23 protein-coding genes and 1 tRNA gene are annotated in these 24454 nt (G+C 70.6%); 10 read left to right on the top strand and 14 right to left on the bottom strand.

Going from position 1 to position 24454, the window contains the following annotated elements; translation table 11 throughout:
• Positions 1 to 24: 24 nt before the first annotated feature.
• From GCU42_RS02520 to GCU42_RS02495, 6 genes are all read left to right on the top strand, one after another.
• Entirely contained in the window at positions 25 to 1431 is a 1407-nt protein-coding gene (locus GCU42_RS02520) for a M28 family peptidase (RefSeq protein ID WP_114227990.1), read from the top strand.
• A complete protein-coding gene (locus GCU42_RS02515) occupies positions 1428 to 1640 on the top strand; it encodes a hypothetical protein (RefSeq protein WP_114227991.1) in 213 nt (70 codons plus the stop codon). The genes GCU42_RS02520 and GCU42_RS02515 overlap by 4 nt, the downstream gene beginning before the upstream one ends.
• A complete protein-coding gene (locus GCU42_RS02510) occupies positions 1640 to 2008 on the top strand; it encodes a hypothetical protein (protein WP_114227992.1) in 369 nt (122 codons plus the stop codon). The genes GCU42_RS02515 and GCU42_RS02510 overlap by 1 nt, the downstream gene beginning before the upstream one ends.
• Positions 2009 to 2049: 41 nt before the next feature.
• Positions 2050 to 2126: transfer RNA gene (locus GCU42_RS02505), tRNA-Pro, on the top strand.
• 19 nt (positions 2127 to 2145) lie between these two features.
• Entirely contained in the window at positions 2146 to 2421 is a 276-nt protein-coding gene (locus GCU42_RS02500; protein ID WP_162789242.1) for a PqqD family protein, read from the top strand.
• Positions 2422 to 2630: 209 nt separating this feature from the next.
• A complete protein-coding gene (locus tag GCU42_RS02495; protein ID WP_114227994.1) occupies positions 2631 to 4325 on the top strand; it encodes an asparagine synthase-related protein in 1695 nt (564 codons plus the stop codon).
• On the opposite strand, the gene GCU42_RS02490 is transcribed toward GCU42_RS02495, so the two are convergent.
• Positions 4303 to 5205 (bottom strand): phosphoenolpyruvate carboxykinase (ATP), encoded by a 903-nt coding sequence (locus GCU42_RS02490; RefSeq protein ID WP_114227995.1) that lies wholly within the window; start codon positions 5203 to 5205, stop codon positions 4303 to 4305. The two genes, GCU42_RS02495 and GCU42_RS02490, sit on opposite strands and share 23 nt — an antisense overlap.
• Before the next feature lie 62 nt (positions 5206 to 5267).
• On the opposite strand from GCU42_RS02490, the gene GCU42_RS02485 reads away from it, so the two are divergent.
• Positions 5268 to 6302 (top strand): nucleotidyltransferase family protein, encoded by a 1035-nt coding sequence (locus tag GCU42_RS02485; protein WP_114227996.1) that lies wholly within the window; start codon positions 5268 to 5270, stop codon positions 6300 to 6302.
• Here GCU42_RS02485 and GCU42_RS02480 read toward each other — a convergent pair.
• The 7 genes from GCU42_RS02480 to GCU42_RS02450 form a co-directional block, all read right to left on the bottom strand.
• Positions 6289 to 7641, bottom strand: coding sequence for an O-antigen ligase family protein (locus tag GCU42_RS02480; RefSeq protein WP_114227997.1), 1353 nt, complete (start codon positions 7639 to 7641; stop codon positions 6289 to 6291). The two genes, GCU42_RS02485 and GCU42_RS02480, sit on opposite strands and share 14 nt — an antisense overlap.
• Complete coding sequence (locus GCU42_RS02475) at positions 7638 to 8786, bottom strand: tetratricopeptide repeat protein (protein WP_114227998.1); 1149 nt, start codon at positions 8784 to 8786, stop codon at positions 7638 to 7640. Before GCU42_RS02475 ends, GCU42_RS02480 begins: the two co-directional genes overlap by 4 nt.
• Complete coding sequence (locus GCU42_RS02470) at positions 8783 to 11011, bottom strand: GumC family protein (RefSeq protein ID WP_114227999.1); 2229 nt, start codon at positions 11009 to 11011, stop codon at positions 8783 to 8785. Before GCU42_RS02470 ends, GCU42_RS02475 begins: the two co-directional genes overlap by 4 nt.
• A 37-nt stretch (positions 11012 to 11048) precedes the next feature.
• Entirely contained in the window at positions 11049 to 11741 is a 693-nt protein-coding gene (locus tag GCU42_RS02465) for a polysaccharide biosynthesis/export family protein (RefSeq protein ID WP_114228000.1), read from the bottom strand.
• A gap of 109 nt (positions 11742 to 11850) precedes the next feature.
• Positions 11851 to 12885, bottom strand: coding sequence for an SDR family oxidoreductase (locus GCU42_RS02460; RefSeq protein WP_114228001.1), 1035 nt, complete (start codon positions 12883 to 12885; stop codon positions 11851 to 11853).
• The gene (locus tag GCU42_RS02455) at positions 12882 to 13646 is read right to left on the bottom strand and encodes a metallophosphoesterase (RefSeq protein ID WP_114228002.1); all 765 of its coding nucleotides are present in this window, start codon (positions 13644 to 13646) and stop codon (positions 12882 to 12884) included. The genes GCU42_RS02460 and GCU42_RS02455 overlap by 4 nt, the downstream gene beginning before the upstream one ends.
• A complete protein-coding gene (locus GCU42_RS02450; RefSeq protein WP_162789243.1) occupies positions 13647 to 14792 on the bottom strand; it encodes a glycosyltransferase family 4 protein in 1146 nt (381 codons plus the stop codon). It lies immediately after the preceding gene.
• A 189-nt stretch (positions 14793 to 14981) separates the two neighbouring features.
• On the opposite strand from GCU42_RS02450, the gene GCU42_RS02445 reads away from it, so the two are divergent.
• The 3 genes from GCU42_RS02445 (at position 14982) to GCU42_RS02435 (ending at position 17532) form a co-directional block, all read left to right on the top strand.
• Positions 14982 to 15416 (top strand): hypothetical protein, encoded by a 435-nt coding sequence (locus tag GCU42_RS02445; RefSeq protein WP_152569424.1) that lies wholly within the window; start codon positions 14982 to 14984, stop codon positions 15414 to 15416.
• Between the two features lie 87 nt (positions 15417 to 15503).
• Positions 15504 to 15788: a hypothetical protein gene (locus tag GCU42_RS02440; RefSeq protein ID WP_114228005.1), complete on the top strand. Its 285-nt coding sequence runs from the start codon at positions 15504 to 15506 to the stop codon at positions 15786 to 15788.
• 34 nt (positions 15789 to 15822) lie between these two features.
• A complete protein-coding gene (locus tag GCU42_RS02435) occupies positions 15823 to 17532 on the top strand; it encodes an ABC transporter ATP-binding protein (protein WP_114228006.1) in 1710 nt (569 codons plus the stop codon).
• Here GCU42_RS02435 and asnB read toward each other — a convergent pair.
• The 6 genes from asnB to proS form a co-directional block, all read right to left on the bottom strand.
• A complete protein-coding gene (gene asnB, locus GCU42_RS02430; protein WP_114228007.1) occupies positions 17529 to 19466 on the bottom strand; it encodes an asparagine synthase (glutamine-hydrolyzing) in 1938 nt (645 codons plus the stop codon). The two genes, GCU42_RS02435 and asnB, sit on opposite strands and share 4 nt — an antisense overlap.
• Positions 19467 to 19529: 63 nt before the next feature.
• The gene (locus GCU42_RS02425; RefSeq protein WP_114228008.1) at positions 19530 to 20633 is read right to left on the bottom strand and encodes a lysozyme inhibitor LprI family protein; all 1104 of its coding nucleotides are present in this window, start codon (positions 20631 to 20633) and stop codon (positions 19530 to 19532) included.
• Between the two features lie 39 nt (positions 20634 to 20672).
• Positions 20673 to 21152 (bottom strand): glutathione peroxidase, encoded by a 480-nt coding sequence (locus GCU42_RS02420; RefSeq protein WP_114228009.1) that lies wholly within the window; start codon positions 21150 to 21152, stop codon positions 20673 to 20675.
• Positions 21149 to 21823, bottom strand: coding sequence for an ABC transporter ATP-binding protein (locus GCU42_RS02415; protein WP_114228010.1), 675 nt, complete (start codon positions 21821 to 21823; stop codon positions 21149 to 21151). The genes GCU42_RS02420 and GCU42_RS02415 overlap by 4 nt, the downstream gene beginning before the upstream one ends.
• The gene (locus GCU42_RS02410; protein WP_114228011.1) at positions 21816 to 23066 is read right to left on the bottom strand and encodes a lipoprotein-releasing ABC transporter permease subunit; all 1251 of its coding nucleotides are present in this window, start codon (positions 23064 to 23066) and stop codon (positions 21816 to 21818) included. The genes GCU42_RS02415 and GCU42_RS02410 overlap by 8 nt, the downstream gene beginning before the upstream one ends.
• Positions 23063 to 24385: a proline--tRNA ligase gene (proS, locus tag GCU42_RS02405; RefSeq protein ID WP_114228012.1), complete on the bottom strand. Its 1323-nt coding sequence runs from the start codon at positions 24383 to 24385 to the stop codon at positions 23063 to 23065. Before proS ends, GCU42_RS02410 begins: the two co-directional genes overlap by 4 nt.
• Positions 24386 to 24454 lie beyond the last annotated feature (69 nt).

Raw genomic sequence — 24454 nt, 5'->3', positions numbered from 1 at the left:
GGCTGGCCGCATTAGGCAGGCGGGATGATCAAGCCCCTCACCGCCGCCCTGCTGGCCGCCGCCGCCGCTCCGCTCCTCGCCCAGACGGCGCCAGCCCCCCCGCCCCCGCCGGTGATCGTCCCCGCCCCCCTCGCCGCACTGCGCGACGATGCGCTCAACAACGACCACTATGCCTGGGACATCACCGAGGGACTGACGACCGAGATCGGGCCTCGTCTCGACGGCACCCCCGCCGAGGCCCGCGCGCGCGACTGGGCGGTCGCCAAGCTGACCGCGATGGGCTTCAAGAACGTCCGCATCGAGACCTTCCCGCTCCAGGTCTGGACCCGCGGCGCCGAGAGTGCCGAAATCCTAAGCCCCTTCCCGCAGAAGCTCGCCGTCACCGCGCTCGGCAACAGTGCCTCGACCGGCGCCGCCGGCGTGACGGGCGAGATCGTCGCCTTCGACAGCGTCGACTCGCTCCGCGCCGCCCCCGACGCCGCGGTGCGCGGCAAGATCGTGTTCGTCGACCACCACATGGCGCCGACCCAGGACGGCAGCAGTTACGGCCCCGGCGGCACCCCGCGCCGCTTGGGCCCGACGATCGCCTCGCAGAAGGGCGCGCTCGCGATCGTGGTCCGCTCGGCCGGCACCGACCACCATCGCAACCCCCACGCCGGGGTGCAGAACTTCGCGGACGGCGTCCGGCCGATCCCCGCCGGCGCGCTCAGCATCCCCGATGCCGAGCAGCTCGCCCGCATCCTCGCGCGCGGCAAGCCCGTCAGCCTCCACTTGACCCTCGTCAGCCAGGTCCGCCCGGGCCAGTCGGGCAACGTCATCGCCGAAGTCCCCGGCCGCGATCCCAAGCTGCCGCCGGTGCTGGTCGGCGGCCACCTCGACAGTTGGGACCTCGGCACCGGCGCGATCGACGACGCCTCGGGGGTCGCCATCGCCACCGCCGCCGCCAAGCGGATCATGGACGCCGGCCAGCCGCTGCGCACCATCCGCATCGTCTGGTTCGGCTCGGAGGAAACCGGGCTGTGGGGCGGGCAGGACTATCGCAAGCGCTATGGCCAGCAGCCGCACTGGGCGCTGCTCGAAAGCGACTTCGGCGCCGACCGCATCTGGCGCGTCACCTCCAAGCTCGGCGACCAGCGCCGCGACGAGGCCCGCATGATCGGCGCCGCGCTCGCCCCGCTCGGGATCGTCACCGGCGCCTTCGACAAGGCCGACGGCAGTGACATCGAGCCGATGCTCGACGACGGCCAGCCCGGCGTCGGGCTCAGCCAGGACGGCACCCGCTACTTCGACTATCACCACACCCCCGACGACACGCTCGACAAGATCGACCCCGTCCAGTTGCGCCAGAACGTCGCGGCGTGGACCGCGGCGCTGGCGGTGCTGACCGGGCCGATCGAGCCTCCGGCGCGCGCCCGCGCCCGTCGCCGGTGACTCGCCTCGTGCTCGCCGGCGCGGCGCTGCTGCTGGCGGGCTGCGGCCAGTCCGCCGACGACAGCATCGAGCCGGTCCCGCAGGACACCAACGCCTCGACGCACGAGCTGATGAATGCCGCCGATCAGGCCGCAGGGAACGCACAGGCCAGGATGAGCGCTGAAGCGGGCAATATGACTACCGACAACCTCCAAGGGGAGACCAAGTGATGAATGGCAAACTGATCCTGGGTGCGGCGCTGGTGTTGGCGCTGGGCGCGTGCAACGCCCGCGACGAAGGCAATGGCAGCACGGTCATCTCGATCGACAAAAATGCCGTGAACAAGGGCCTCAACGACGCCGGCGGCGCGCTCAAGGATGCCGGCAACGACGTCAAGGACACCGCCAAGGACGCGGTGCCGGTCATCAAGGACGCCGCCCACAAGACCGGCGAAGCGGTCTCGAACGCTGCCGACAAGACCGGCGACGCCGTCTCAAACGCCGCCGACAAGACCGGCGACGCCGCCCGCCGCGCGGGCGACAAGGTCGACAACACCCACGTCACCGTCACCACCAACACCACCGAGCACAAGCGCTAGGACTGGTCTCGGCGCGCCGTCGCTGCTAGGCGGCGGCGCGTCGGGGAGTGGCGCAGCCTGGTAGCGCATCTGCTTTGGGAGCAGAGGGTCGCAGGTTCGAATCCTGTCTCCCCGACCATCCGTCGAAGGAACTGCCGGTGAGCGCGGACAATCCGACCTTCGTCCGCGCCCGCGATCTGCTCGAGGCTGAGCTTGGCGACGAACTCGTCGCGCTCGACGCCCGGGACGGGCTCTGCTTCGGCTTCAACGACGTCGCCACCGCCATCTGGCGGCAGCTCGCGACCCCCACCGCGCTCAGCGATCTCGTCGATCACCTGGTCGCCGACTATGACGTCACCCCCACGCAATGCCGCGAGGATGTCTCCGCCGCGCTTGAAATCATGGCGGAACATCGACTTATTCGAACGATTTAGCTGCTTGCTACGGTCCACCGTCCAATTTACGACGGCCGGACCGTAACGGACCGATCCCGGTCTGCCCAAGGAGGCTCGCGTGGCGAAGAAGATTTGGCGCAAGCCGGAAATAAAGACGATGCGCGCGGGCGAGGCCGAGAACGGCACGCTGAACAACCGCAAGGACGCGCAATCGACGCGCTCCTGATCGCCGGACCGTTGCCCCGCCCGTGATTTTCGCCGGCGCCGTCGACTGGCGGTCGCTCGCAGCTGCTGACGACACCCGCCCGGCCGTCTGGTTCAGCGGGCGGCTGGACGACGTCGCTGCCTTTGCGGTCAGCATCGGCGCCAATGCCGCCATCCCGCCCGCCGAACTGATCGGCCTTGCGGTTGCGCGCCGCGGCATCGCCATCCTCGACACCCTCTACGGCGAATTCGCCCTCGCGGTCGTTGAGCCCAAATCGCGTCAACTTCACCTCATGCGCGACGCCACGGGGCAGCGCCCGCTCCTGTTCGTCAGCGATTCGCACGGCGTCCGCTTCGGCTCGGCCCCGCGCGACCTCGGCCTCGCGCTCCGCCCCGACCTCGCCGGCCTGGCCGCCTTCCTCGATGGCCACGCGGCCCTGCAGGAGGGCACCGCGCTCGCCGGCGTCCGCCAGGTTCGGCCCGGCGAGATTGTCACCATCGCGCCCGAGCGACTGACCCGCCGATATTGGTGGCAGCCGATCGCCGAACCCGAGCCGTTCGACCCCCGCCGCGATTATGCCGAGGAATATCGCGCCCACCTCGCCGAGGCGGTGCGCCTCCGCCTGCCGAGCGGTCCGGTCGCCACCCACCTCAGCGCCGGCTGGGACAGCGGCGCGGTGACCAGCGCGGCCGCCGCGCTCGCCGGCCCCGACCGGGTGACCGCCTTCACCGCCGTGCCGTGGCGGCCGGTCGAGGGCGCGATCATGCGCCACGCCGATCCCGACGAAAGCCCGTTGGCGGCGCTGACCGCTAACCACCTCGGCATCCACCACCGCCTGTTGCGCGAAAAGTCCGACCCGTTCGCCAACGCGCGCGCCTTCATCGCCGACGCCCAGGCGCCGCTCCCCGACGCCTTCCACCTCGGCTGGTGGAATGCTGCCCGCGACGCAGCGCGCGGCGTCGGCGCGACCGTCCTCCTCACCGGCGAGCTCGGTAACCTGTCGCTTAACGCCAGCGGCCTGCCGATGCTCCGTTGGCTCGTGACGCGCGGACACTATCGGCAGGCGTGGCGCGAAAGCGCGGCGCTGGTTGCGGCCGGGACCGTCCGCCGGCGCGGCGCGGCGGCGACGGCACTCGCCCACTGCATTCCGGCGCCGCTGTTCGACTGGGCCCGGACCACCTTCGGCGGCGGCATCCCGTCGACCGCCGGCGGCTTCCTTCGCCCCAAGCGCCGGCGGGTGACCCCACCGACCGCGCCCGGCGGCAATCCCCACGCCGACCGCCTCGCGCAGATCCGCGCCAGCGATTTCGGCACCTTCCGTCACCTCTCCCAGCAGCGCTGGGGGCTCGCCGAGACCGACCCCACCGCCGACCGGCGACTGGTCGAATGGAGCCTTCGCTTGCCGAGCGAAACGCTGCTCAACGATGGCGTCCTCCGCCCGATGGCACGCCGCGCGCTGCACGGGCGTCTTCCCGACGCCGTGCTCGCGTCACCCTTGCGCGGTCTGCAGAGCGCCGACTGGTACCAGCAGGCCGGCGCCGTCGATTGCCGCCGCCTGCTCGCCGAGATTCGCGAACATAGCCTGGCCCGCGACTTCCTCGACATCGCGGCGATCGAGCAGGCGATCGACAACTGGCCGACTGGCGATTGGAACAGCCCCGCCGTCTATGGCCGCTACCGCGTCAGCCTGTTCGACGCGCTCTGCGCCGGTCTATTCATCGCCCACTTCGCGCCCTGATCGCGTCGAGCAGGACGGCCACTTCGGCCGCGTAGTGATCGAGCCGCCACGACCGCGTCCACCGCAGCACCGGCAGCCGGCTGGCGAGCGCGAGGCAGGTCCGCCACACGCGTTCATGCTCGCCGGCGGACAGATATTCGCCGCGATAGATGTTGCCGAACAGCACCTCCATCGCGGCGGCGGGCGCGAGCGCCTCGAGGCCGGCGTTCTCGCCGCGTTCGAGCAGGATCACCCCGCCGAGCGGGGCTGGTTCGGACGCCAGGCCACCGCTCGGCAGCGGCACGTCATATTTGTCAAAGTCGTCGGCATCCTCGAACGAGCGCGCGTAGCTGCCAACCTCGCGCCCGCTCCGCTCAATCGCGTCGCGCCACAAGCGCAGCCGCGGCAGCCCCGGAAAAACCCGCGCCACGCCGTCGGCATCGACTCCGATCGCGCAGACATCGTCGCTGAGCAGCGGATATCCTGCTTGCGCGAACCACGCCGCCAGCGTCGACTTGCCCACGCCCGACGGCCCGGTGAAGGCGAACGCCCGCCCATCGATCACCACCGCATTGGCGTGGAGCGGCAGCAGCCCGCGCTGATGCATCAGCAGCCCCATCGCCGACCCCAGCAGGAACAAGCGCAGATTGCGCTCGGGCACCCCCGCCACCGGCTCGACCACCAGCTCGCGTCCCGCCAACGCGAGGTAACGCCCCACCCCTTCGATCACCAACAGCCCGCCACGCTCAAGCGGGTGAAACCCCGGCGCCGACGGCAGCCCGGCGGGCAGCGCTCCCACCCGGATGACGAGGTCGGGCACACGCACGGTGTCGACCGCGCTCAGCTCGGGCAGCGCAATCTCGCTGCGGATCGCCAGTCCGAACAGGCGATAGTCGTTCACGTCCAGTTTCCGCTCCGGCGCAGCCCCGTGCTAGCGCCGGTGCCGACCATGAGCCCGCGCCGATGCCCCCGCCGCTGACCGCCTCGCCCGCCCTGCGCTGGCTGGCCGCCGCGTGCCGGCAGGATGGCGCCCCGCTCGGCGCTCCGCCGCTCGCCTGGGCCGACCTGATTTCCCTCGCCTGCCGCCACCGCGTCCAGAGCCTGCTCCACGCCGGCCTGACCGCTCGCGGCGTCGCCGTCCCCGACGCCCTTACCGCCGACGCGCAGGCCATCGCCGCCGACAACCTCCGCGCAGCAGTCGAATATGGCCGCCTCCATCGCACCTTCGTCGATGCCGGCCTTCCGCTCCTGTTCGTCAAAGGCCTGCCGCTGTCGCAGCTCGCCTACGGCCGCGCCACGCTCAAACTCAGCCGCGACATCGACCTACTGGTCCGCCCCGCCGACGTCGTCGCCGCGGGCCGACTGCTCCTCGACCTCGACTACCATCCCCAGGACGGTGTCACCCTCGCCCGGCTCGCCGCCTGGCATCGCCATTCCAAGGAATCGGGCTGGCTCCATCCCACGGGCCTGCTGGTCGAGCTGCACAGCCGCCTGACCGACTCCCCGCGCCTGCTCCCCGGCCTTGGCGCCGATCGCCCCGGGCCGAGCGTCCCGATCGCCCCCGGCATCGCCGTCCCGACCCTGCCGAGCGAGGCACTGCTCGCCTATCTCGCGGTGCACGGCGCCTCGAGCGCCTGGTTCCGCCTCAAGTGGCTCGCCGACTTCCACGCCCTGCTCGGCGACCGCGACCCGGCCGCGCTCCACGCCGCCATGCGTGACGCCGGCGCCGGCCGCGCCGCCGGGCTGGCGCTCCTGCTCTGCCAAGCGGTCTACGACCTGCCGCTGAGCCAAACGCTCAATCCCGACCGCGCCACCCGCTGGCTGGCTGCCGAAGCCCTGCGCCAGCTCGACCACCCCAGCGAGCCCACCGCCCGCCGTGGCGGCACCCTCGGCATCCACCTCAGCCAATTGCTCATCGGCGAATCCTGGTCCTTCCCGCTCACCGAAGGCGTGCGGCGAACCCGCGAGATCCTGTTCCGGCGGCTCAGCCCAGGCTGACATGGCGCGCCTTGCGGCGTTCGGCGGTGGCCCCCTCCGCCCGCCGCCACTCGCGCGGCTCGGCCATCAGCGCGACCGCGGTAGCGAGCACCGCCGCAATCGCCATCGTCCGCGCCGGGAAGTCGACCAGCGAATGGGCGAGGATGGTCGCCGCCGCGATCGTCGCCGCACGCTCGAACGGCGTGCTCGCGGGCGAGCGCCAGATCGCGACCAGCCGCTTGAGCCACCACCACAAGAAGCCCAAGAGGATCAGCACCCCGGGCAGCCCGCCCTCGAGCGCGATCTCGAGATAATCGTCATGCGCATGGTTGACCATCGCGCCGAAGAACACGCCCGGATCCTCATACAGCGCATAGACCCGCGGGAACGACCCCAGCCCCGACCCCACCGGGAACAGCTGCCACGCGGTCGCCGCGGTCTTGGCATAGAGATGCGCGCGGATGCCGGTCGACATGGCGTTGTTGGGATCGTTGATCGCCGGCAGCCACGCATAAGCGACCAGCCCGATTGCCATGCAGGCGAGGCTGAGCCCGCCGACGATCTTCCACCGTCCCCGCTCGGGCTTAATCAGCAGCAGCGCGCTGGCGAGCGCCACCGGCACCGTCAGCAGCAGCGCCGCCATCGACTTGCTGATGACCAGCCCCATCACCAGCACCAGCAGCGGCCCGAGCGCTAGCCCGAGGCTGCCGACCCTTTTGCGATGCGAGCGCCGCTCGCGAAGCCCGTGCGCGGTCAGCGCGGCGAGGAACGGAATGGCGGCAAGCAGCAGCGTGCCGAGGTAATTGCCGTTGGCGAAGAAGCCCGCCGCCGACCCCACCGTCGAGAAGGGGAAGAGATAATAGCGCCCGGTGCTGATCTGCAGCGCACCCAGCAGGATGTTGAGCACCGCCCCCGCCCCGATCGCAATTCCCAGCCAGCTCGTCCGATAGGCGCCCAGCCGCAGGATCGCAGCGAGCAGCGCCAGCGGCGGGATCAGCCCCAGCGCCGAGCTCAGCCCGTCGTAAGGCGTCAGCGACAGCGGCAGCCACGGCAGCGGCTCGCCGAGCAGCCGGAAATTCTCCACCGCCGCGGCCCGCCCCGGGAGCGAGGTCCACAAGACCGGCGGCAAGGGCAGCAATTGCACCAGCACCAGCAGAACCGCCGCGCCCATCAGCCAGCCGAGCCGACGCGCGCTCGCCCCCAGCGGCCGCGGCGGCGCCGACCAGAAGCTCCAGCCGAGCAGCACCACGCCCGCGAGTTGCAGCAGCAGCGGCCCCCACACCCCCTGCCCGCTCCCGCCCAGCAGCAGGCAGGCGAACAGATAAGCGGGGGCGATCCCCTGGCGAACCGGCGCCCTCATGCGGCCGCGCCCCGGCTCAGCGCGACCGGGCTCACCACCGTGTCGACCGTCATCGGATAATCGCCCGGCGTGCCCTTGAGCTCGAGCCGCTGCGCCGCGCAGCCGCTCGCCGGCACGGTGAAGTCGAACGCGCCCCGCGCCAATTCCTGCGCCTGCGCGGCAGTGCCGGGCAGGCAGGTCAGCGCCCACGACAGCCCCGTCGCCGGTCCCTTCACCTGGAACCCGAGCCGATAGCGCCCCGGCGCCAGCAGCATCGTCTGGTCGGCCAGCACCGTATCGTCGCGCCCGAAATAGAGCAGGTGCAGCCCGCCCCCCGGCTGCGGCTCGGCGGTCCCCGCTGACCCGCTCTCGAGCCGCCAGTTGAACGGCGGCGGCGGCCCGCCCGCCGCGAAGCGCGGGTTGAACAGGCTCGCCGTCGCCGGCGCCGGCACGTGAGCGAACCCCCGCCACAGCGCATAAGCGCGCGCATATTGGCGGTCGGCGACCAGCGCGGTCAGCAGCCGCTGCCGCCACTCGGCATCGTCTGCGCCGCCAGTCTTGGGCGCCAGCGCAAGGATCGCGGGCAAATTGGCGGGCTGTTCGGCGAGCAGCGACAGCACCAGCCCGCGCGTCTGCGGCTGGCGGTCGAGCAAGGGCTTGAGCCGCGCCGCGGCCCCCGGCTGCGCCGCATATTGCGCCAGCGCCGGGATCAGCGGCGCCGCATTGCCGTCGAGCCGCTCGAACAGGAACCCGACCTGCGCCAGCCCGGCGTCCCCGCGATTCTCCCGGAAATAGAGCTGCGCCAGCAGGAAGCGCGGCGCCGGCGCCAGCGGGTCGAGCCGGCTCGCCGCCAGCAGCAACTGCTCGGCCCGCCTCGTCTCCCCCGCCGCAAAGGCATTGGTCCCCTCGACCAGCAGCGGCCCCGGGTTGAGCGGATCGCGGCGCGCCACGCCCCTCACCGCGGCGGTCACCTCCGCCGGCGGCGGATGCCCCGCGGCGACGCTCTGCCCGATCGCCCGCAGCCCCGCGTCGAGCGCCACCGTCGGATGCCCCGGCCAGATGGCCGCGGCCCGCGCCGGCAGCCCCTGCACCGCCGCCACCCGCACCGCGAGCAGCGCTAGCAGCAGCCCCGCCAGCACCAGCGATCCGCGCCGCAGAACGGTCAAACCGCGTCCGCGCTCGCGTCCGCCTGGTGCGCGATCAGCACGACCTTGTCGTCGCGCTCGTCCTCGAGCTGGCCGTAGCGGTACGAATAATAACCATAGCCCTCACGCTCGATCGCCTTGGTCAGCACCGCGCCGAGGATCCGCGCCCCCGCCGCCTCGATCCGGTTGAGCGATTCCACCGCCGCCCGCGTCCGGGTGCGGCCGCTCTCGACCACGAACAGGGTTCCGGCGACCGTCGCCGCCAGCAGCGGCGAATCGGCGAGGCCGAGGATCGGCGGCCCGTCGACCACCACCAAATCGAATCGCTGGCAGGCGTCCTCGAGGATGGTCGCGAAGCGCCGGGTCGACAGCAGGTCGGCCGGATTGGGCGGCAGCGGCCCGCACGGCAGCAGCCACAGATTGTCGAACTGGGTCGGCACCACCCGCCCGTTGACGTCCTCATGGTTGGTCAGCAGACCGACCAGCCCCTGCTCGTTGCCGCCGGTCTTGAACGACGGCTTGCGCAGGTCTGCGTCGATCAGCAGCACGCTGCGCCCTTGGCGGGCATAGCTCTGCGCCACCGCCAGCGCGGTCGACGACTTTCCTTCCGCCTCCTGGGTCGAGGTGACGAGCAGGCTGCGCGGCACCCCTTCCTCGGTGGTGAAGCGCAAGGCCGCGCAAACCGCCGAATAGGCTTCGGCCACCGCCGACGAGGGATCGCGGATATCGTCCACCAGCGTGCCCTGCTTGGCGACCCGCTTGGGGATCGCCCCGAGGCAGGCGAGCTGGAGCTTGGTGCGGATGTCCTCGCGGGTCTTGATCGTGTCGCTGAGGAATTCGAACCCCAGCGCCGCGCCGATCCCGGCGAGCAGCCCCAGGCCCAGCCCGGCCATCAGGTTCATCAGCAGATTGGGCTTGAACGGCCCGCCCGGCGGCAGCGCCCGGTCGACGATCGAGATCGGCGCCGCGCCGACCCCGCCGGCCACCCCGATCTCCTTGTAGCGCTGGAGCAGCGCGTCATAGAGCGCGCGGTTGGTGTCCACCTCGCGCTGGAGGATATTGTACTGGACGCTGCGCCCGCGCAGGTCGAGGACCGAGCCCCTAAGCGCATTAACCCGCCCTTGCAGCGACGCTTCGGCGGCGGCGGCGCCGCGATATTCCTGCGCCAAGCTGTTGTTGCGCCCGCCGCTGACCTGCGCGGTCTCGCGCGCGATCTGCTTGTCGAGCTCGTCGATCCGGCTGCGCAGGCTGATCATGTCGGGATGGTCGGGCTTCAGGAGCGTGCGCTTCTCCTGATATTCGGCCTCGAGCCCGGCCTTCGTCTGCCGCAAAGCCGACGTGCTCTCGTTGACCTCGTTGGTCGGCCCGGACGCCTGCGCGGCGCGATAGGCGCCCTCGGCGGCGACCCGGCGCGCGGTGGCGGTGGCGAGCGCGGCGTTGAGCGCCTGGAGCGATTCGCCCTGCAACGAGCCGGCATCGCTCTGTCCGCCGCCGGTCTTGCCGTCGCCGCCGGTGCCCTGGAGGTTGATGATCCCCTCGGTCTGCGCATAGGCGACCTGCTGCCGCTCGGACTTCTCTAGGTCGCCGCGGGTCTTGGCGATCTGCCGCTCGAGGAAGCGGCGGGCGTAGTTCGATGCCTCGAACTTGCGCTGGAGGTTCGAGTTGATGAACCCGTCGGCGACCCCGTTGGCGATCTGCGCGGCGAGTTGCGGATTAGGGCTGGTATAGCTGAAGCGGATCAGCCGCCCGTCCTTGGGCGCGACGACGTCGAGCCCGCCGGCGACGATCCCCGCCGCCCGGTTGAGCCGCGCGGTGGCGTCGCCCTCGCCGACCACGCTCGGCGTGTTGACGAGATTGAGGTCCTGCGCGACCCGCTCGGCGAGACTGCGGCTGCCGAGCAGGCCGACCTGGGTCTGGACGAAGTCGTAAGTGCTGTCGTCGTTGCCGAAGCGGTTGCGCTGCTGGTCGTCGGAGACGTCCACCGTCGGCGGATTGACCTCGAGCGTGACCCACGCCTTGTAGAGCGGCGTCGTCAGCAAGGTCGCCACCACCCCCAGCGCCAGCCCCAGCGCGGTCGCCCCGACGATCAGCCAGTGCCACTCGCGGATGACCCGCAGGATGGTCTGCGCGTCGAGCTTGGGCGCGTGATGCTGGCGGTCGGCGACGCCGAGCGTGGCGTTGGGGGTGACCACGCGGTCCGACAGCGCCCGGCTGTCGCCGCTGGGGATGGAAAGGTCGCGATTCACTGGTGGGAAGTTCCTTGGGCCGCGTCGGCTGCCGGCATCAGAAGGGCCGGAAGATGGACAGCAGCGGGATGTTGCTCAGAATGGCCTTCTGGGTCGCCTTCACCCGCGAACCGTCGACCACCACGATGTCGCCCGGATAGATGGTCGGGTCCTGCGCCAGTCCGCGGCGGATGTCGGTCAAGTCAAACGCCGCTGCCTGCCGCTTGCCGGCGATCGAGCGGAAGATCGCCACCCGGCGCGGATTGGCGTCTTCGGTGGTCCCCCCGGCCTGCGCGATCGCCTGGATCAGCGAGACCGGCCCGGCGACCGGGAAGGACCCGCTGTTCTTGACCGCGCCGTCGACCGTGACGCTGCGCCTGGTCGACGACTTCACCCCGACGCTGATGTCGGGTTTCTCGAGATATTTGGCGCCATATTGCGCCTTCAGCCGGCCATCGAGCTCGCTGGTGGTCAGTTCGGCGACCTGGACGTTGCCGATCAGCGGCATCGAGATGTTGCCGGTCAGGTCGACCGGATAATCGCCCGACAGGTCGGGCTGCTTGAACACCTTAACCGTCAGCACGTCGAGCGGGGCGATGCGATAGTCCTGCTCGAGCGGGACGATCTTGGGCGCGTCGGGCGCGGCCAGCGCGACATTGTAGGCGATCGGCCCGCCGCGCTTGTCGGCGCAGGACCCCAATGCCGCCGCCAGCCCTACCGCCAGTCCCAGGGTCGCATATGCCTTCGCCACGTTCGCGATCCTTTGTCGTCCACCCGCGCGCCCTGCGGCCCGCTTGGCCCAGCCATAGCGGCAAAGCAGGCGTCTTCAATGCCTTGGACGGTTATCGCGGCGCTAAGAGTTAGCGCAGCTCCGCCACATACCAGGGCAGCGCCGCGGCCAGCCCGGCGGCGAGGTCTTGGGTCGGCCGGTAACCGAGCAGCCGCTCGGCCTTGCTGACGTCGGCCAGCGAGTGGCGGACGTCGCCTTCGCGGAACGGCCCGTGCCGCGGCGGCCGGTGGTAGGCGATGCCGAGCCTTCCGAGCCCTTCCGCAATCAGCCGATGGAGGTCGTTGAGCGAAGTCCGCTCGCCGACCGCCACATTGTAAACCTCGCCCTGCGCCTCGTCCCCCGCCAGCGCGCCGCGCAGATTGGCCTGCACCGCATTGGCGACGAAGCAGAAGTCGCGGCTGGTCTCGCCGTCGCCGTTGATGACGATCTCCTCCCCGGCGATCATCGCCGCCACCCACTTGGGGATCACCGCGGCATAGGCCCCCTCGGGGTCCTGCCGCGGCCCGAAGATGTTGAAGTAGCGCAGCCCCGTCGCCTTGTAGCCGTAGCTGCGCTGATAGACCCCGGCGTAGATCTCGTTGACCAGCTTGGTTGCGGCATAAGGCGACAGCGCGTTGCCGATCCGCTCCTCGCGCTTGGGCAGGTTGGGCTCGTCGCCGTAGGTCGAGCTCGACGCCGCATAAAGGAAGCGCGGGACCCCCGCCTGCCGCGCCGCCTCGATCATGTTGACGAAGCCGGTGACGTTGGCGTCGTGGCTGGTCAGCGGGTCGGCGATCGACCGCGGCACCGAGCCCAAGGCCGCCTGGTGCAGGATGACGTCGATCCCCTCGGCCGCCCGGGCGCAACCCGCGCGGTCGCGGATGTCGACTTCGAGCATGGTGAACCGGCTCGCCGCCTCCGGCCCGACCGCGCCGAGCAACTGGTCGAGATTGTGCGCATGGCCGGTCGCATAATTGTCGAGCCCGACCACCTCCTGCCCGAGCCCGAGCAACGCCTCGGCAAGGTTCGAGCCGATGAATCCCGCCGCCCCGGTCACCAGCCATCGCCGCCGGCTCGCGGCGACCGCCTGTTTCAGATCCTCCGCCAGCCAGTCGACGATGCTCATTGTCCGCTCCGCTGCTGCAGCCAATAGCGCTGGGTGCCGTCGACCATCAGCGCGGTCAACACGCCCTGGCGATAGCCGCCGGTGTCGATCCCGATCCGGTTGGCGCGCACCTGCGGCTCGTCGCTGATCGTGTGGCCATGGACCACCAGCATCCCATGGTCGCGCGGGTCGGACAGGAACGGTTCGCGGATCCAGCGGAGGTCCGCCGGCTGCTGCCGCTCGAGCGCCACCCCCGGCCGGATCCCGGCATGGACGAACAGATAGTCGCCGAAGCGGAAGGTGTCGGCGAGCGAGCGCAGATACTCCTGATGCGCCGCCGGGATCAGCTCCCGCAGCCGCGCGATCGCCTCGTCCTCGGGCAAGGCGGCGAGCCGGTCGGGGTCCTCGCCATAGCTCAGCACACACGCGTCCCCGCCGAAGTGCAGCCACCGCTCGAGCAGCCCCGGCTCCGCCTCGTCGAGCAGCCGCAGCAGCGCCTCCTCATGATTGCCGCACAGCGCCACCGTCTGGAACCCCGCCAGCGGCGCGGCGATCAGCCGCTCGAGCACCCCGCGGCTGTCGGGCCCGCGGTCGATCAGGTCGCCGAGCAGCACCAGCAGCGGCTGGACCCCCGCCGCCCGGCCCGCATGGTCTTCCTGGATCTGCACCAGCAACCCGTCGAGCAGGTCGAGCCGCCCGTGGACGTCGCCCACCGCATAAGCACGATAGCCCTCGGCCCCCCCCCACTGCCGCGCCTGCGCCTTTCGCCAGCGACCCCACACTCAGCCGTCACTCCTCGTTCCGCCCGCCCGCAGCAGGGGCGCCAGTTCCTTGAGATAGGCCGCGACGACCTGCTCCTCGCTGAACCGCTCTTCGGCCGTGCGCCGGGCAGCGTCGCCCATTCTCTGCCGCTCGTCCGGCGTCAAGGCGAGAAACTGGCGCACCGCCGCCGCCAAGCCCTCCGCCGAGCGGACCGGAAACAGCAGCCCGTTGACCCCATCCTCGACCACGTCGCGGCAGCCGGGAACGTCGCTCGCCAGCAGCGGCCGTCCGACCGCCGCCGCCTCGAGCAACGAGCGCGGCAGCCCCTCGCGATAGGAGGGCAGCACCACCCCATGCGCCTGCGCCAACGCCGGCCGCACATCCTCGGCGGTGCCGAGATAATCGAGCAGATCCTCGGCGAGCCACCCGTCGAGTTCGTCCTTGGTGATGGCGGTCCGGTTCTGCGCTCCGACAAACCCCAGCAGCTGGAACCGCACCCCGGCCCCTTCCGCCTTTAGCAGCCGCGCCGCCTCGACCAGCTCGCGCACCCCCTTGTCGCCGAGCAGCCGCCCGACAAACAACAGCCGCAGCGGCCCCTCCTCCGCCGGCAGCGGCCGCGCGGCGAAGCGGGCGAGATCGACCCCCGACCCCGGCAACAGCCGTACCTGCTCATGCCGCACCAGCCCCAGACCGACGAACAGCGCGGCATCCTCGCCGTTCTGGAAGAACACCGCCGGGCAGCGCGCGAAGGCGGTGCGGTAGAGCCCGCTCAGCAGCCGCTGGAGCAGCCCGCCGCGAATGAAGGCGGTCCCCAGCCCGCTGACGTTGGGAAAGGCGGGAATGCCGGTGAGCCGCGCCGCCATCGCCCCGTAGATATTGGGCTTGGCCGTCCAGCTGATCAGCGCCGCAGGCCTCTCGCGCCTGAGCAGCCGCACGAACCGCGCCAGCAACAGCGCATCGGCAGCGGGATTGAGCCCGTCGCTGCGCAGCGGAAGGGCGGCGGTGCACCAGGGCAGCGCCACCGGCTCATCCGCCGGCGCCGCCGCCAGCACCGGCTCGAAGCCGGCCGCCGCCAGCCCGCGCAGCAGGCCGCCGCGAAAGTTGGACAAATTCCACAGGCTGTTGGCACTCGCGAGCAGCCGCGGTGCGCCTCGCGGCTCGGTCATGGCCGCCATTCTAGCCAGCCGTGGGCCGAGCGCCAGCCACGCCCGCAAGGGTTACCGTTTTATCACAGTAACCATCTATCAACATTGAATTTGCTAGGGGCCGGAAACCAGCTAGGCTTATCGCGTTCTAGGGGTATTATTCGGCAGTCGCCCTTGTTATGGGCGGGCAGTCGTTGAAAAGGAATGCTCGTGGTGCGTCCGACCGTGAAGATCATTGCAGTTCTGGCCGCCGCCTCCTTCACCCTGTCGTCGCCGGCTGCCGCCGCGGTGCAGTCGCAGTCCTCGCAGGCCGCGCTGATGAGCCCGTGGGTCGCCTTGAGCGCGCTGGGCTCGACCTCGTCGGGTGCAGCGCTCTGCGCCAACGTCGCCGCCGCCGCTGCCGCGGGCCAGGTCGGCACCGTCGGCTGCGTCCTGCCCCAGGTCGACGCTCCGGTCGCTGCCCCGGTCGCCGAGGCCGTGCCGGCCCCGCTGCCGGTCGCTGCCGCCGCCCCGGTCGCCGGTGGAGGCTTCGGCTTCCTGCCGATCCTGCTCGGCCTCGCCGCGGTCGCCGCCGGCGTCGCGCTGCTCGCCGGCAAGGGCAACAACAACAGCACCATCAACCTGCCGCCGCTCTCGCCGAGCTAAGCGCAGGGCGTCGGCATCGCCTGAGCGAGCCGACCCATCCTCTGGTACCAGATCAAGCTGTTCGTCGAGCATGCGAGCGGCTTCAGCATGGACAGCCTCCACGTCCTCGTCGGCGTGACCCTGCAACTCGCTGCCGCCGCTTTCTCGCGTCGCGGGCTGGCGTCATGGCGTCCCTGGCTGGCGGTGTTCGCGGTCGAGCTGCTCAACGAAGCGAACGATCTGTGGGTCGAGCAATGGCCCGACCCCGGCCAGCAATATGGCGAGAGCATGAAGGACATCCTCCTCACCATGATCCTGCCGACTTTGCTCCTGCTCGTCGCCCGCCGCCGCCCCGCCGTGCTGGTCCCGCCGCCGCCGCAACCGCCGGCATGATTGTCGCTGCCCTGACCCCCCGCTAGGCTTGGCCGTGGCCACGCTTCGACCGATCCTGCGGCTGATCGCCCCGGCCCGCCGCCGCGAGGCGGTGCTGCTGGTCGCGCTGATGGTGGTCGGCGCGCTCGCCGACCTCGTCACCGTCGGCGCGCTAGTCCCCTTCCTCACCCTGCTGGCGGGCGGCTCGGCGAACAGCCGCTGGAGCGCTCTCGCCCAGCGCTTCACCGTCGGCGAGGCCGCCGCCTTGTTCGCCGCGGCGGCGCTGGCGGCGGGGCTGCTGCGGCTCCTTCTCACTCGCTGGACCCAGCGCTTCGCCGCCGCCACCGGCCACGATACCGCGGTCGAGATCCAGCGCCGGCTCCTGCTTCAGCCTTACTCCTTCCACCTCCACCAGCATTCGAGCGGGCTGGTCGCGGCCCTCGCCAAGGTCGAGGAACTGGTCTGGCGCGTCCTCCTTCCCTTGCTCCAGGGGCTCGCCGCGCTGCTGATCGCCGCCGCCTTGTTCGGCGCGCTGCTCTGGCTCGAACCGCTCGTCGCCGGCGTCGTCCTCCTCGGCTTCGGCCTGCTCTACGGACTGATCGCGCTGGCGGTGCGCGGACCGCTCGCCCGCGCCGGCCAGGATTTCGAGCGCCACTACGACCGCCGCATCCGGCTCGTTCAGGACAGCCACGGCGCGATCCGCGACATCATCCTCGACGGTTCGGCCGCGACCGCCCTCGACTTATTCCGCCGCAGCGACCGCGCGCTCGCTTTGGCCCAGGCCCGCAGCGCCACCATCGCCGCCGCGCCGCGCTTCCTGGTTGAGGCGCTCGGCCTCGGCCTCATCGCCCTGCTCGCGCTGTGGCTGAGCGGACGGCCGGGCGGGCTGGTCGCCGCGCCGCCCCTGCTCGGCGCGCTCGCGCTCGGGGCGCAGCGCCTGCTTCCGCTCCTCCAGCAGCTTTACCAGAGCTGGGCCGCGCTGACCGCGAGCCAGGCCATCACCCGCGAGGTGCTGCGCCTGCTCAGCCTGCCGCTCCCGACCGCCAACGACACCGACGTCCCGCCCTTGCCCTTCGCCCGCAACATCGCCCTGCGCCACGTCGACTTCTCCTACCCCGACCGCGCCGGCCCCGCGCTCGCCGGCATCGACCTCACCATCGCCAAGGGCGAGCGGATCGCGCTCAGCGGGCGGACCGGCAGCGGCAAGAGCACGCTCGCCGACCTCGTCATGGGCCTGCTCGAGCCAACCGCCGGCGCGCTGCTGGTCGACGGTGTCCCCGTCGGCGCGACCGAGCGGCCGCGGTGGCGGCGGCTCATCGCCCACGTCCCCCAGGCCGTCTTCCTCAGCGACGACAGCATCGCCGCCAACATTGCCTTCGGCGTTCCCGCGGCGGCGCGCGATCCCGCCCGTCTCGCCCGCGCGCTCACGCTGGCGCAGCTCGACGCGCTGGTCGCCGAGTTGCCCGCCGGGGTCGACACCCCGGTCGGTGAGCGCGGTGCGCGACTATCGGGGGGCCAGCGCCAGCGGATCGGCCTCGCCCGCGCCATCTACCGCGACACGCCCGTCCTCGTTCTCGACGAGGCCACCAGCGCGCTCGACGACGAGACCGAGGCGGCGATCCTCGCCGCGCTCGACCGCCTCCAGGCCGCCGGCACTACCATCCTCATCATCGCCCACCGCCGCTCGGCCTTGCGCGGCTGCGACCGCATCGTCCGCTTGGACGGCGGCCGGATCGTCGAAATCGACGAGGCGCTGCCCGCCTAGCCTCGTTGCTCGGCCAGCCAGGCCTGGAACATCAGTACGCTCCACAAGGCCTGCGCCCCGTCGCGCCGCCCGGCGAGATGATCCGCCCACCGCCGCCGCACCAGCGCGGTCTCGAACCAGCTCTGCTCGTTCAAGCTCGCCGGTTCGAGCAGGCTCTCGGCCCATTCGCGTAGCGGCCCCTTGAGCCAGTCGCCGAGCGGAATCCCGAAACCGGTCTTGGGCCGGTCGATCAACGCCGCCGGGACATGACGGTAAAGCAACTGCCGGACGAGATACTTCCCCCGACGATCGCGGATCTTGAGCGACAGCGGAATCCGCGCGGCCAGTTCGGCGACGCGGTGGTCGAGAAACGGCACTCGGGTTTCGAGGCTGACCGCCATCGACGCCCGGTCGACCTTGGTCAAAATATCGTCGGGCAGAAAGCCGAGCGCGTCGGCAGTGGTCAGATCGATGGCATTTGGCGGATTCGAATCCGCCAAATGGCGGATTTCGACGCGGCTCGCGCCCCGAACGGGCTCCTCCCCCGCCCATTCGTCGAGGAACAGATCGGCCAATTCCCCCAGCGACCGCGCCCTCCCCGCGACCTGCAATCCCTTCTGGATCTTGGCTCCGACATGGGGTTGCCCACTCGGCAGCAACCCCTTCCAGACCCCCGGCGGCACCCGCCCCAGCACCCCGCCAGCGGCCCGAAAAGGCGCAGGAATCCGCGACAAACGCCGCCACAACGCCGGCGCCTGGACATGCCGATTATAGCCCGCGAACAGCTCGTCGCCCCCGTCCCCCGTCAGCGCCACCGTCACCTCGCCCCGCGCGAAACGGCTGACGAGAAAGGTCGGAATCTGCGAGCTGTCGGCAAACGGCTCGTCATAAATGGCGGGAATCAGGGGAATAATTTCCCTGGCGTCAGCAGCGGTGACGAGCTGCTCGTGGTGAACCGTGCCGAGATGTTCGGCGACGGCCCGGGCGTGGTCGGCCTCGTTATACCCCTCCTCCCCAAATCCGATCGAGAAGGTCCGCACAGCGTGCCGCGAGTGGCGCTGGTAGAGGGCGGTGACGGTCGAACTGTCGACCCCGCCCGAGAGAAAAGCGCCGACCGGCACGTCGGCAACCGCCTGGTCGGCGATCGCCTGGCCGAGCGCCTCCTCGAGCGCGGCGAGCGCCGCCGCCTCATCGGCGATCGGCTCGGCGAAGCCGGCGGCGACGACTTGGCGATAGTCCCAATAATGTCGCAGAAATCCGCCATCCGCTGCCGGTGCCTCGCTCAGCGGCGTCGTCGCTGCCGCGCGGTCGAGGGTGAGGATCGAGGCCGGCGGCAGCTTGAAGATGCCGCGATAGATGCTGCGCGGCGCCGGGACGTTGCCGCGGCGGGCGAAGGCGTCGAGGCTGGCACGGTCGATCTCGCCGCGGAAGTTCGGGTGGCGCCGCAAGGCTTTGAGCTCGGAAGCGAAGACGAAATCTCGGCCGCACCAACCGTAGTAAAGCGGCTTCTCGCCGAAGCGATCACGGACGAGCAGCAGCCGGCGCTCACCGGCGTCCCACAACGCGAAGGCGAACATGCCGGCGGCGGCAGCGAGCGTGCGGTCGAGGCCCCAGGTGGCGATCGCCTGGAGTATGGTCTCGGTGTCGCTATGCCCGCGCCACCCGCCCGGCGGTCCGGCGCCCTCACTCTCCAGCGCGCGGCGGATCGCGCCGTGATTGTAGATCTCGCCATTGTAGCAGAGCGTCCAGCGCCCGTCGGCCGAGGTCATCGGCTGAGCGCCGTGCGGCGACAGGTCGACAATGGCGAGCCGGCGGTGCGAGAAACCGATGCCGGCCTCGGCGTCGCGCCAGACCCCGCCGGCGTCTGGGCCGCGATGGCGCAGGCTCTGCCCCATCGCCTCGAGCAGGCGTTCGTCGGGTGGTGCGTTTCCGTAGGTTCCGGCGATGCCGCACATGTCGTTGAAATGCCCTCGCCGCTACCGGGCCCGTCTGGCCAGTCGCGCGCCAGGGCGCAAGCCTCAGGGCTGCCAGCGGCCCGCCATGATGTCGCTGATCTCGCGAATCCGGTCGCGGTAGGCGGCCGCCATGCAGGCGCTGTTCGCGCAGCGGTCGCGATAGCCGAGGAAGCGGTCACGGGTCTGGTGGAGCAGCGCGTATTGCGTCGACGAGGCGTTGCGCAGCGCGTCGACGTAAACGCTGGTCATCCGCCGGTCGAGCAGCGCGAGGCCGTCGTCGTTGCACACCGCGATCTCGCCGCGGGTGCGGGCATAACGACAGTTGAAGCCGGGGTCACTGCTGGCCTGGGGCGGGGTCGGCGCGGGCGGCGGCGTGGCGGCGCGCGGGACGGGCAGCGGCTGGGGAGTCGGCGCAATGGGCGACGGCGCCACGCCCGGCTCGTCCAGCGAGCCGGCGTCGGGCGCGGTCGCATCGCCAGATCCGGACTCGCTCGTGGCGGGCGTTTCTCCCGTCCGGGCGAGCGTCGCCAGCGGCACCGTGATCGGGTCGGCGCCCGCCAGCGTGATCACCTGCCCGCTGCCGTCGGCGGCATTCTGCAGCGTGTAGTCGAGCGGCGCCGACAGGGTGGTGCGGCCGCCCGCGACGACCAGGCCCGGCGGCAAGTCGATCGAGGCCCGGCCCGAGCAGGCGAGCGCGCCGGTCGCGCCATCCTGGCTCTTGAGGACGGGCGACTCCATCCGCAGCGTCGCATAGGAAGCCAGCCGGTCGAAAGTGGCCTGGTCGTGGCCGCGGGTGGCGGCGGCAAGGCGGAACAGCTCGGCCTTGACCCCGTCATAGGTCTGACGACTGGCGCAGCGCGCCGCCGGATCGGCCGCCGCCGTCGCGGTCGCGTTGCCTCCGCTGTCGTTGGCGGCGGTGGCGCCATTGCCGTCGACCCGATCCTCGCCCGGCCCGCTGCGCGCGAGGTTGACGACGAAGAAGCCGACCAGCACCAGCGCGACCAGCCCGGCGAGGATCACCCACAGTGGCGGGCGGCGGCGGACGACCACCCGGTCGGATTCCTCGACGTCATAGTCGTCACGCGGGTCGAAGCGACGGCCGCGTTCATCGACTACATCGCGGCGACCAGGGCGATCATAGGGCGGTTCGGGCGGACGGCTGGACATGGGCGTGCAACTCCCGAAAGCGGCAAAGGGTGGCAGCCGCTAGAGGACCGCCGCGATGTCCTTGGCGATATCCTCGGGCTTGGTCTGCGGGGCGTAGCGTTTGAGCACCTTGCCCGCGCGGTCGACCAGGAACTTGGTGAAGTTCCACTTGATCGCCTCGCTGCCGAGCAGGCCGGGCGCCTCATGCTTGAGATAGCGGTAGACCGGCGCGGCGGCGTCGCCGTTGACGTCGATCTTGCCGTAGACCGGGAAGCTGACGTCGTAGGTCAGGCTGCAGAAATTGGCGATCTCGGCGGCGTCGCCCGGTTCCTGCGCGCCAAACTGGTTGCAGGGGAAGCCGAGTACCGAGAAACCCTGCGCGGCGAAGCGGTCTTGGAGCGCCTGCAGCCCGGCATATTGGGGGGTGAAGCCGCACTTGCTGGCGACGTTGACGATCAGCAGCGCCTTGCCGTCGAAGGCAGCGAGGTTGGTCTGGCTGCCGTCGGCCGCGGTAATCGGAAGCTGATGAAGCTCGCTCATGCCAGGCGTCCTTCGTGGAGGCGGACGACGCGGTCCATGCGTGCCGCGAGCCGCTCATTGTGGGTGGCGACCAGCGCGGCGCTCCCCTCCCCGCGCACGAGATTGACGAATTCGGCGAACACCACGTCGGCAGTCGCTTCGTCGAGGTTGCCGGTGGGCTCGTCGGCGAGAACCAGCGGCGGCCGGTTGGCGAGCCCGCGGGCCACCGCCACGCGCTGTTGCTCCCCGCCCGACAGCTTGGCCGGACGGTGGTCGAGGCGGTTGCCGAGCCGTAGCGTGGTCAGCAGCTCCTCGGCACGCGCCTTGGCCGCGGCGGGCTCGGCGCCGTGGATGAGCTGCGGCAGCACCACATTCTCGATCGCGGTGAAGTCGGGCAGCAGGTGGTGGAACTGGTAGACGAAGCCCAGCGCGTCGCGGCGCAGGTCGGTGCGGCCGGCATCGTCGAGCTCGCTGGCCTCGCGGCCGGCGATCCGGATCGAGCCTTCGAAGCCGCCTTCGAGCAACCCGACCGCCTGGAGCAGGGTCGACTTGCCCGAGCCCGACGGCCCGAGCAAAGCGACGATTTCGCCGGGCATGATCGCCAGCTCGACCCCGCGGAGCACCTCGATGGTGGTCTCGCCCTGGGTGAAGGAGCGCTTGAGGTCGCGGGTGGCGAGGACGGGCTCACTCATAGCGGAGGACCTGGACGGGGTCGGTGCTGGCCGCCTTCCATGCGGGGTAGAGCGTCGACAGGAAGCTCAGCAGCAGCGCCAGCAGGATGATCGCGGCGATCTCGACCGGGTCGGACTTGCTCGGCAACTCGGACAGGAAGCGGACCGAGGGATCCCACAAATTCTGGCCGGTGACGAGCTGGATCACGTTCACCACCGACTGGCGGAAGTAGAGGAAGACGGCGCCGATGATAATGCCGAGCAGGATGCCGAGCGAGCCGATGGTGGTGCCGACGGTGACGAACACCTTCATCATGCTCCGCCGGCTCGCGCCCATCGTGCGCAGGATGGCGATGTCGCGGGTCTTGGCGCGGACCAGCATGATCAGTGACGAGAGGATGTTGAACACCGCGACGAGGATGATCAGCGAAAGGACGACGAACATCGCCACCCGCTCGACCTCGAGCGCTTCGAACAGCGCGGCATTCATGTTGCGCCAGTCGGTCACCCGGCCGCGGTCGCCGACGATCTGCTGGAGCGCGGCGACCTGCGGCTGGATCTTGTCGGGCTTGGTCACCATGACCTCGACCATCTGCGCATTGTCGCCGAGCATGAGGAGGTTCTGCGCGTCCTCGATAGGCATGATCACATAGCTATTGTCATAGTCGTAGACGCCGACCTCGAAGGTCGCGGCGACGGTGTAGCTGACGATCCGCGGGACGGTGCCGACCGGGGTCGCGCGGCCCTCCGGGCTGATCAGGCTGATCTCACTCCCCGGATAGGCGCCGAGCTGCTCGGCGAGGCGGGTGCCGAGCGCGATCTTGCCCGAGCCGGGCTCGAGCAGCCGAAGGTCGCCCGACTTGACGTTGTTCATCAGTGTCGGGGTGTTGAGCAGGTCGGCGCGGCGGACCCCGCGGACGAGCACGCCTTCAACCCGGCCATTGGCGCTGGCCATCAGCGGCTGCTCAACCAGTGGCAGCGCCGAGACCACGCCGGGAACCTGCCTGGCCTGGGTGGCGATGCGCTGCCAGTCGGGCAGGCGTCCCTCGTAGCCGACCACGATCGCATGGCCGTTCAGGCCGACGATCTTGTCGAACAGCTCGGCGCGGAAGCCGTTCATCACGCTCATCACGATGATCAGCGCGGCGACGCCGAGCGCGACCGCGCCGAGGCTGATCGCGGCGACCAGGAAGATGAACCCCTCGCCCTTACCGGGGAGGAGATAACGCTTGGCGATGGTGCGCTCGTAGCGGTTGAGGATCATGCGGTGAGGTGCGCCAGCGCGCTCTCGAGGCTGATCTCCTGCTTCTCGCCGGTGCGGCGGTCCTTCAATTCGACCGTGCCGGCGGCGAGGCCGCGCGGGCCCAAGATAACCTGCTTGGGCAGGCCGATCAGGTCCATCGTCGCGAGCTTGGCCCCGCCTCGCTCGTCGCGGTCGTCGTAGAGCGTCTCGACCCCGGCGGCGGTGAGCTTGGCGTAGAGGTCGCCCGCCGCAGCCATGCTCGCCGCATCGTCGCCGCGCATGGTGACGATGCCGACCTTCCATGGCGCGATGCTGTCGGGCCAGATGATCCCGGCGTCATCGTGGCTTGCCTCGATGATCGCGCCGACCAGGCGGGAGACGCCGACCCCGTAGCTGCCCATGTGCGGGGCGACGGTCTCGCCGCCCGGCCCGGTCACCTTGAGCCCCATCGATTCGCTATACTTGGTGCCGAAGTAGAAGATGTGGCCGACCTCGATCCCGCGCCCGGTGCGCTGGCGGTCGACGGCGACCTCAGCCCAGCGGCCTTCCTCATGGGTCTCGTCGGTCGCGGCGTAAGTGGTGTTGACGCGGTCGAACAGGCCCTTGAGCCCGGCCTCGTCGGCGTAGCTCAGGTCCGCCTGGCTCCAGTCGAATTCGTCGTAGGCGGCGTCGTAGAAGACTTCGCTCTCGCCGGTCGGGGCGAGAACGATGAACTCGTGGCTGAGGTCGCCGCCGATCGGGCCGTTGGCGGCGCGCATCGGCACCGCCTGGATGCCGAGCCGCTGGAACGTCCGCAGGTAAGCGAGCATCTGGCGGTAGTAGCTCAGGCGCGCGCCCGCTTCGTCAAGGTCGAAGCTGTAGGCGTCCTTCATCAGGAACTCGCGCCCGCGCATCACGCCGAAGCGCGGGCGGACCTCGTCGCGGAACTTCCACTGGATGTGGTAGAGCGTGCGCGGCAGGTCGCGGTACGAGCGGGTGTCGTCGCGGAACAGCGCGGTGATCATCTCCTCGTTGGTCGGGCCGTAGAGGATTTCGCGCTCGTGTCGGTCGCGGATGCGGAGCATCTCGGGACCGTAGGCGTCGTAGCGGCCACTCTCGCGCCAGAGGTCGGCCGACTGCAGCGTCGGCATCAGCAATTCGATCGCGCCGGCGCGGTCCTGCTCCTCGCGGACGATCTGTTCGATCTTCTGGAGGACACGGAAGCCGAGCGGAAGCCAGGCGTAGATTCCGGCGGCGGTCTGGCGGACGAGCCCGGCGCGGAGCATCAGCTTGTGGCTGACGATCTGGGCGTCGCTCGGGCTCTCCTTGAGGACGGGCAGGAAGGCTTGGGAAAAACGCATGGCGCGCTCCTAGAGGCGGCAAGCTGAACAGGCAATGCGGCGGGCCGATGTGGCGCACACGCCACAAGC

This window comes from Sphingomonas ginsengisoli An et al. 2013 (assembly GCF_009363895.1).
Taxonomy (GTDB): domain Bacteria; phylum Pseudomonadota; class Alphaproteobacteria; order Sphingomonadales; family Sphingomonadaceae; genus Sphingomicrobium; species Sphingomicrobium ginsengisoli.
Note: the sequence above shows the minus strand (reverse complement) of the source record. Positions and strands in the feature narration are given on the sequence as shown.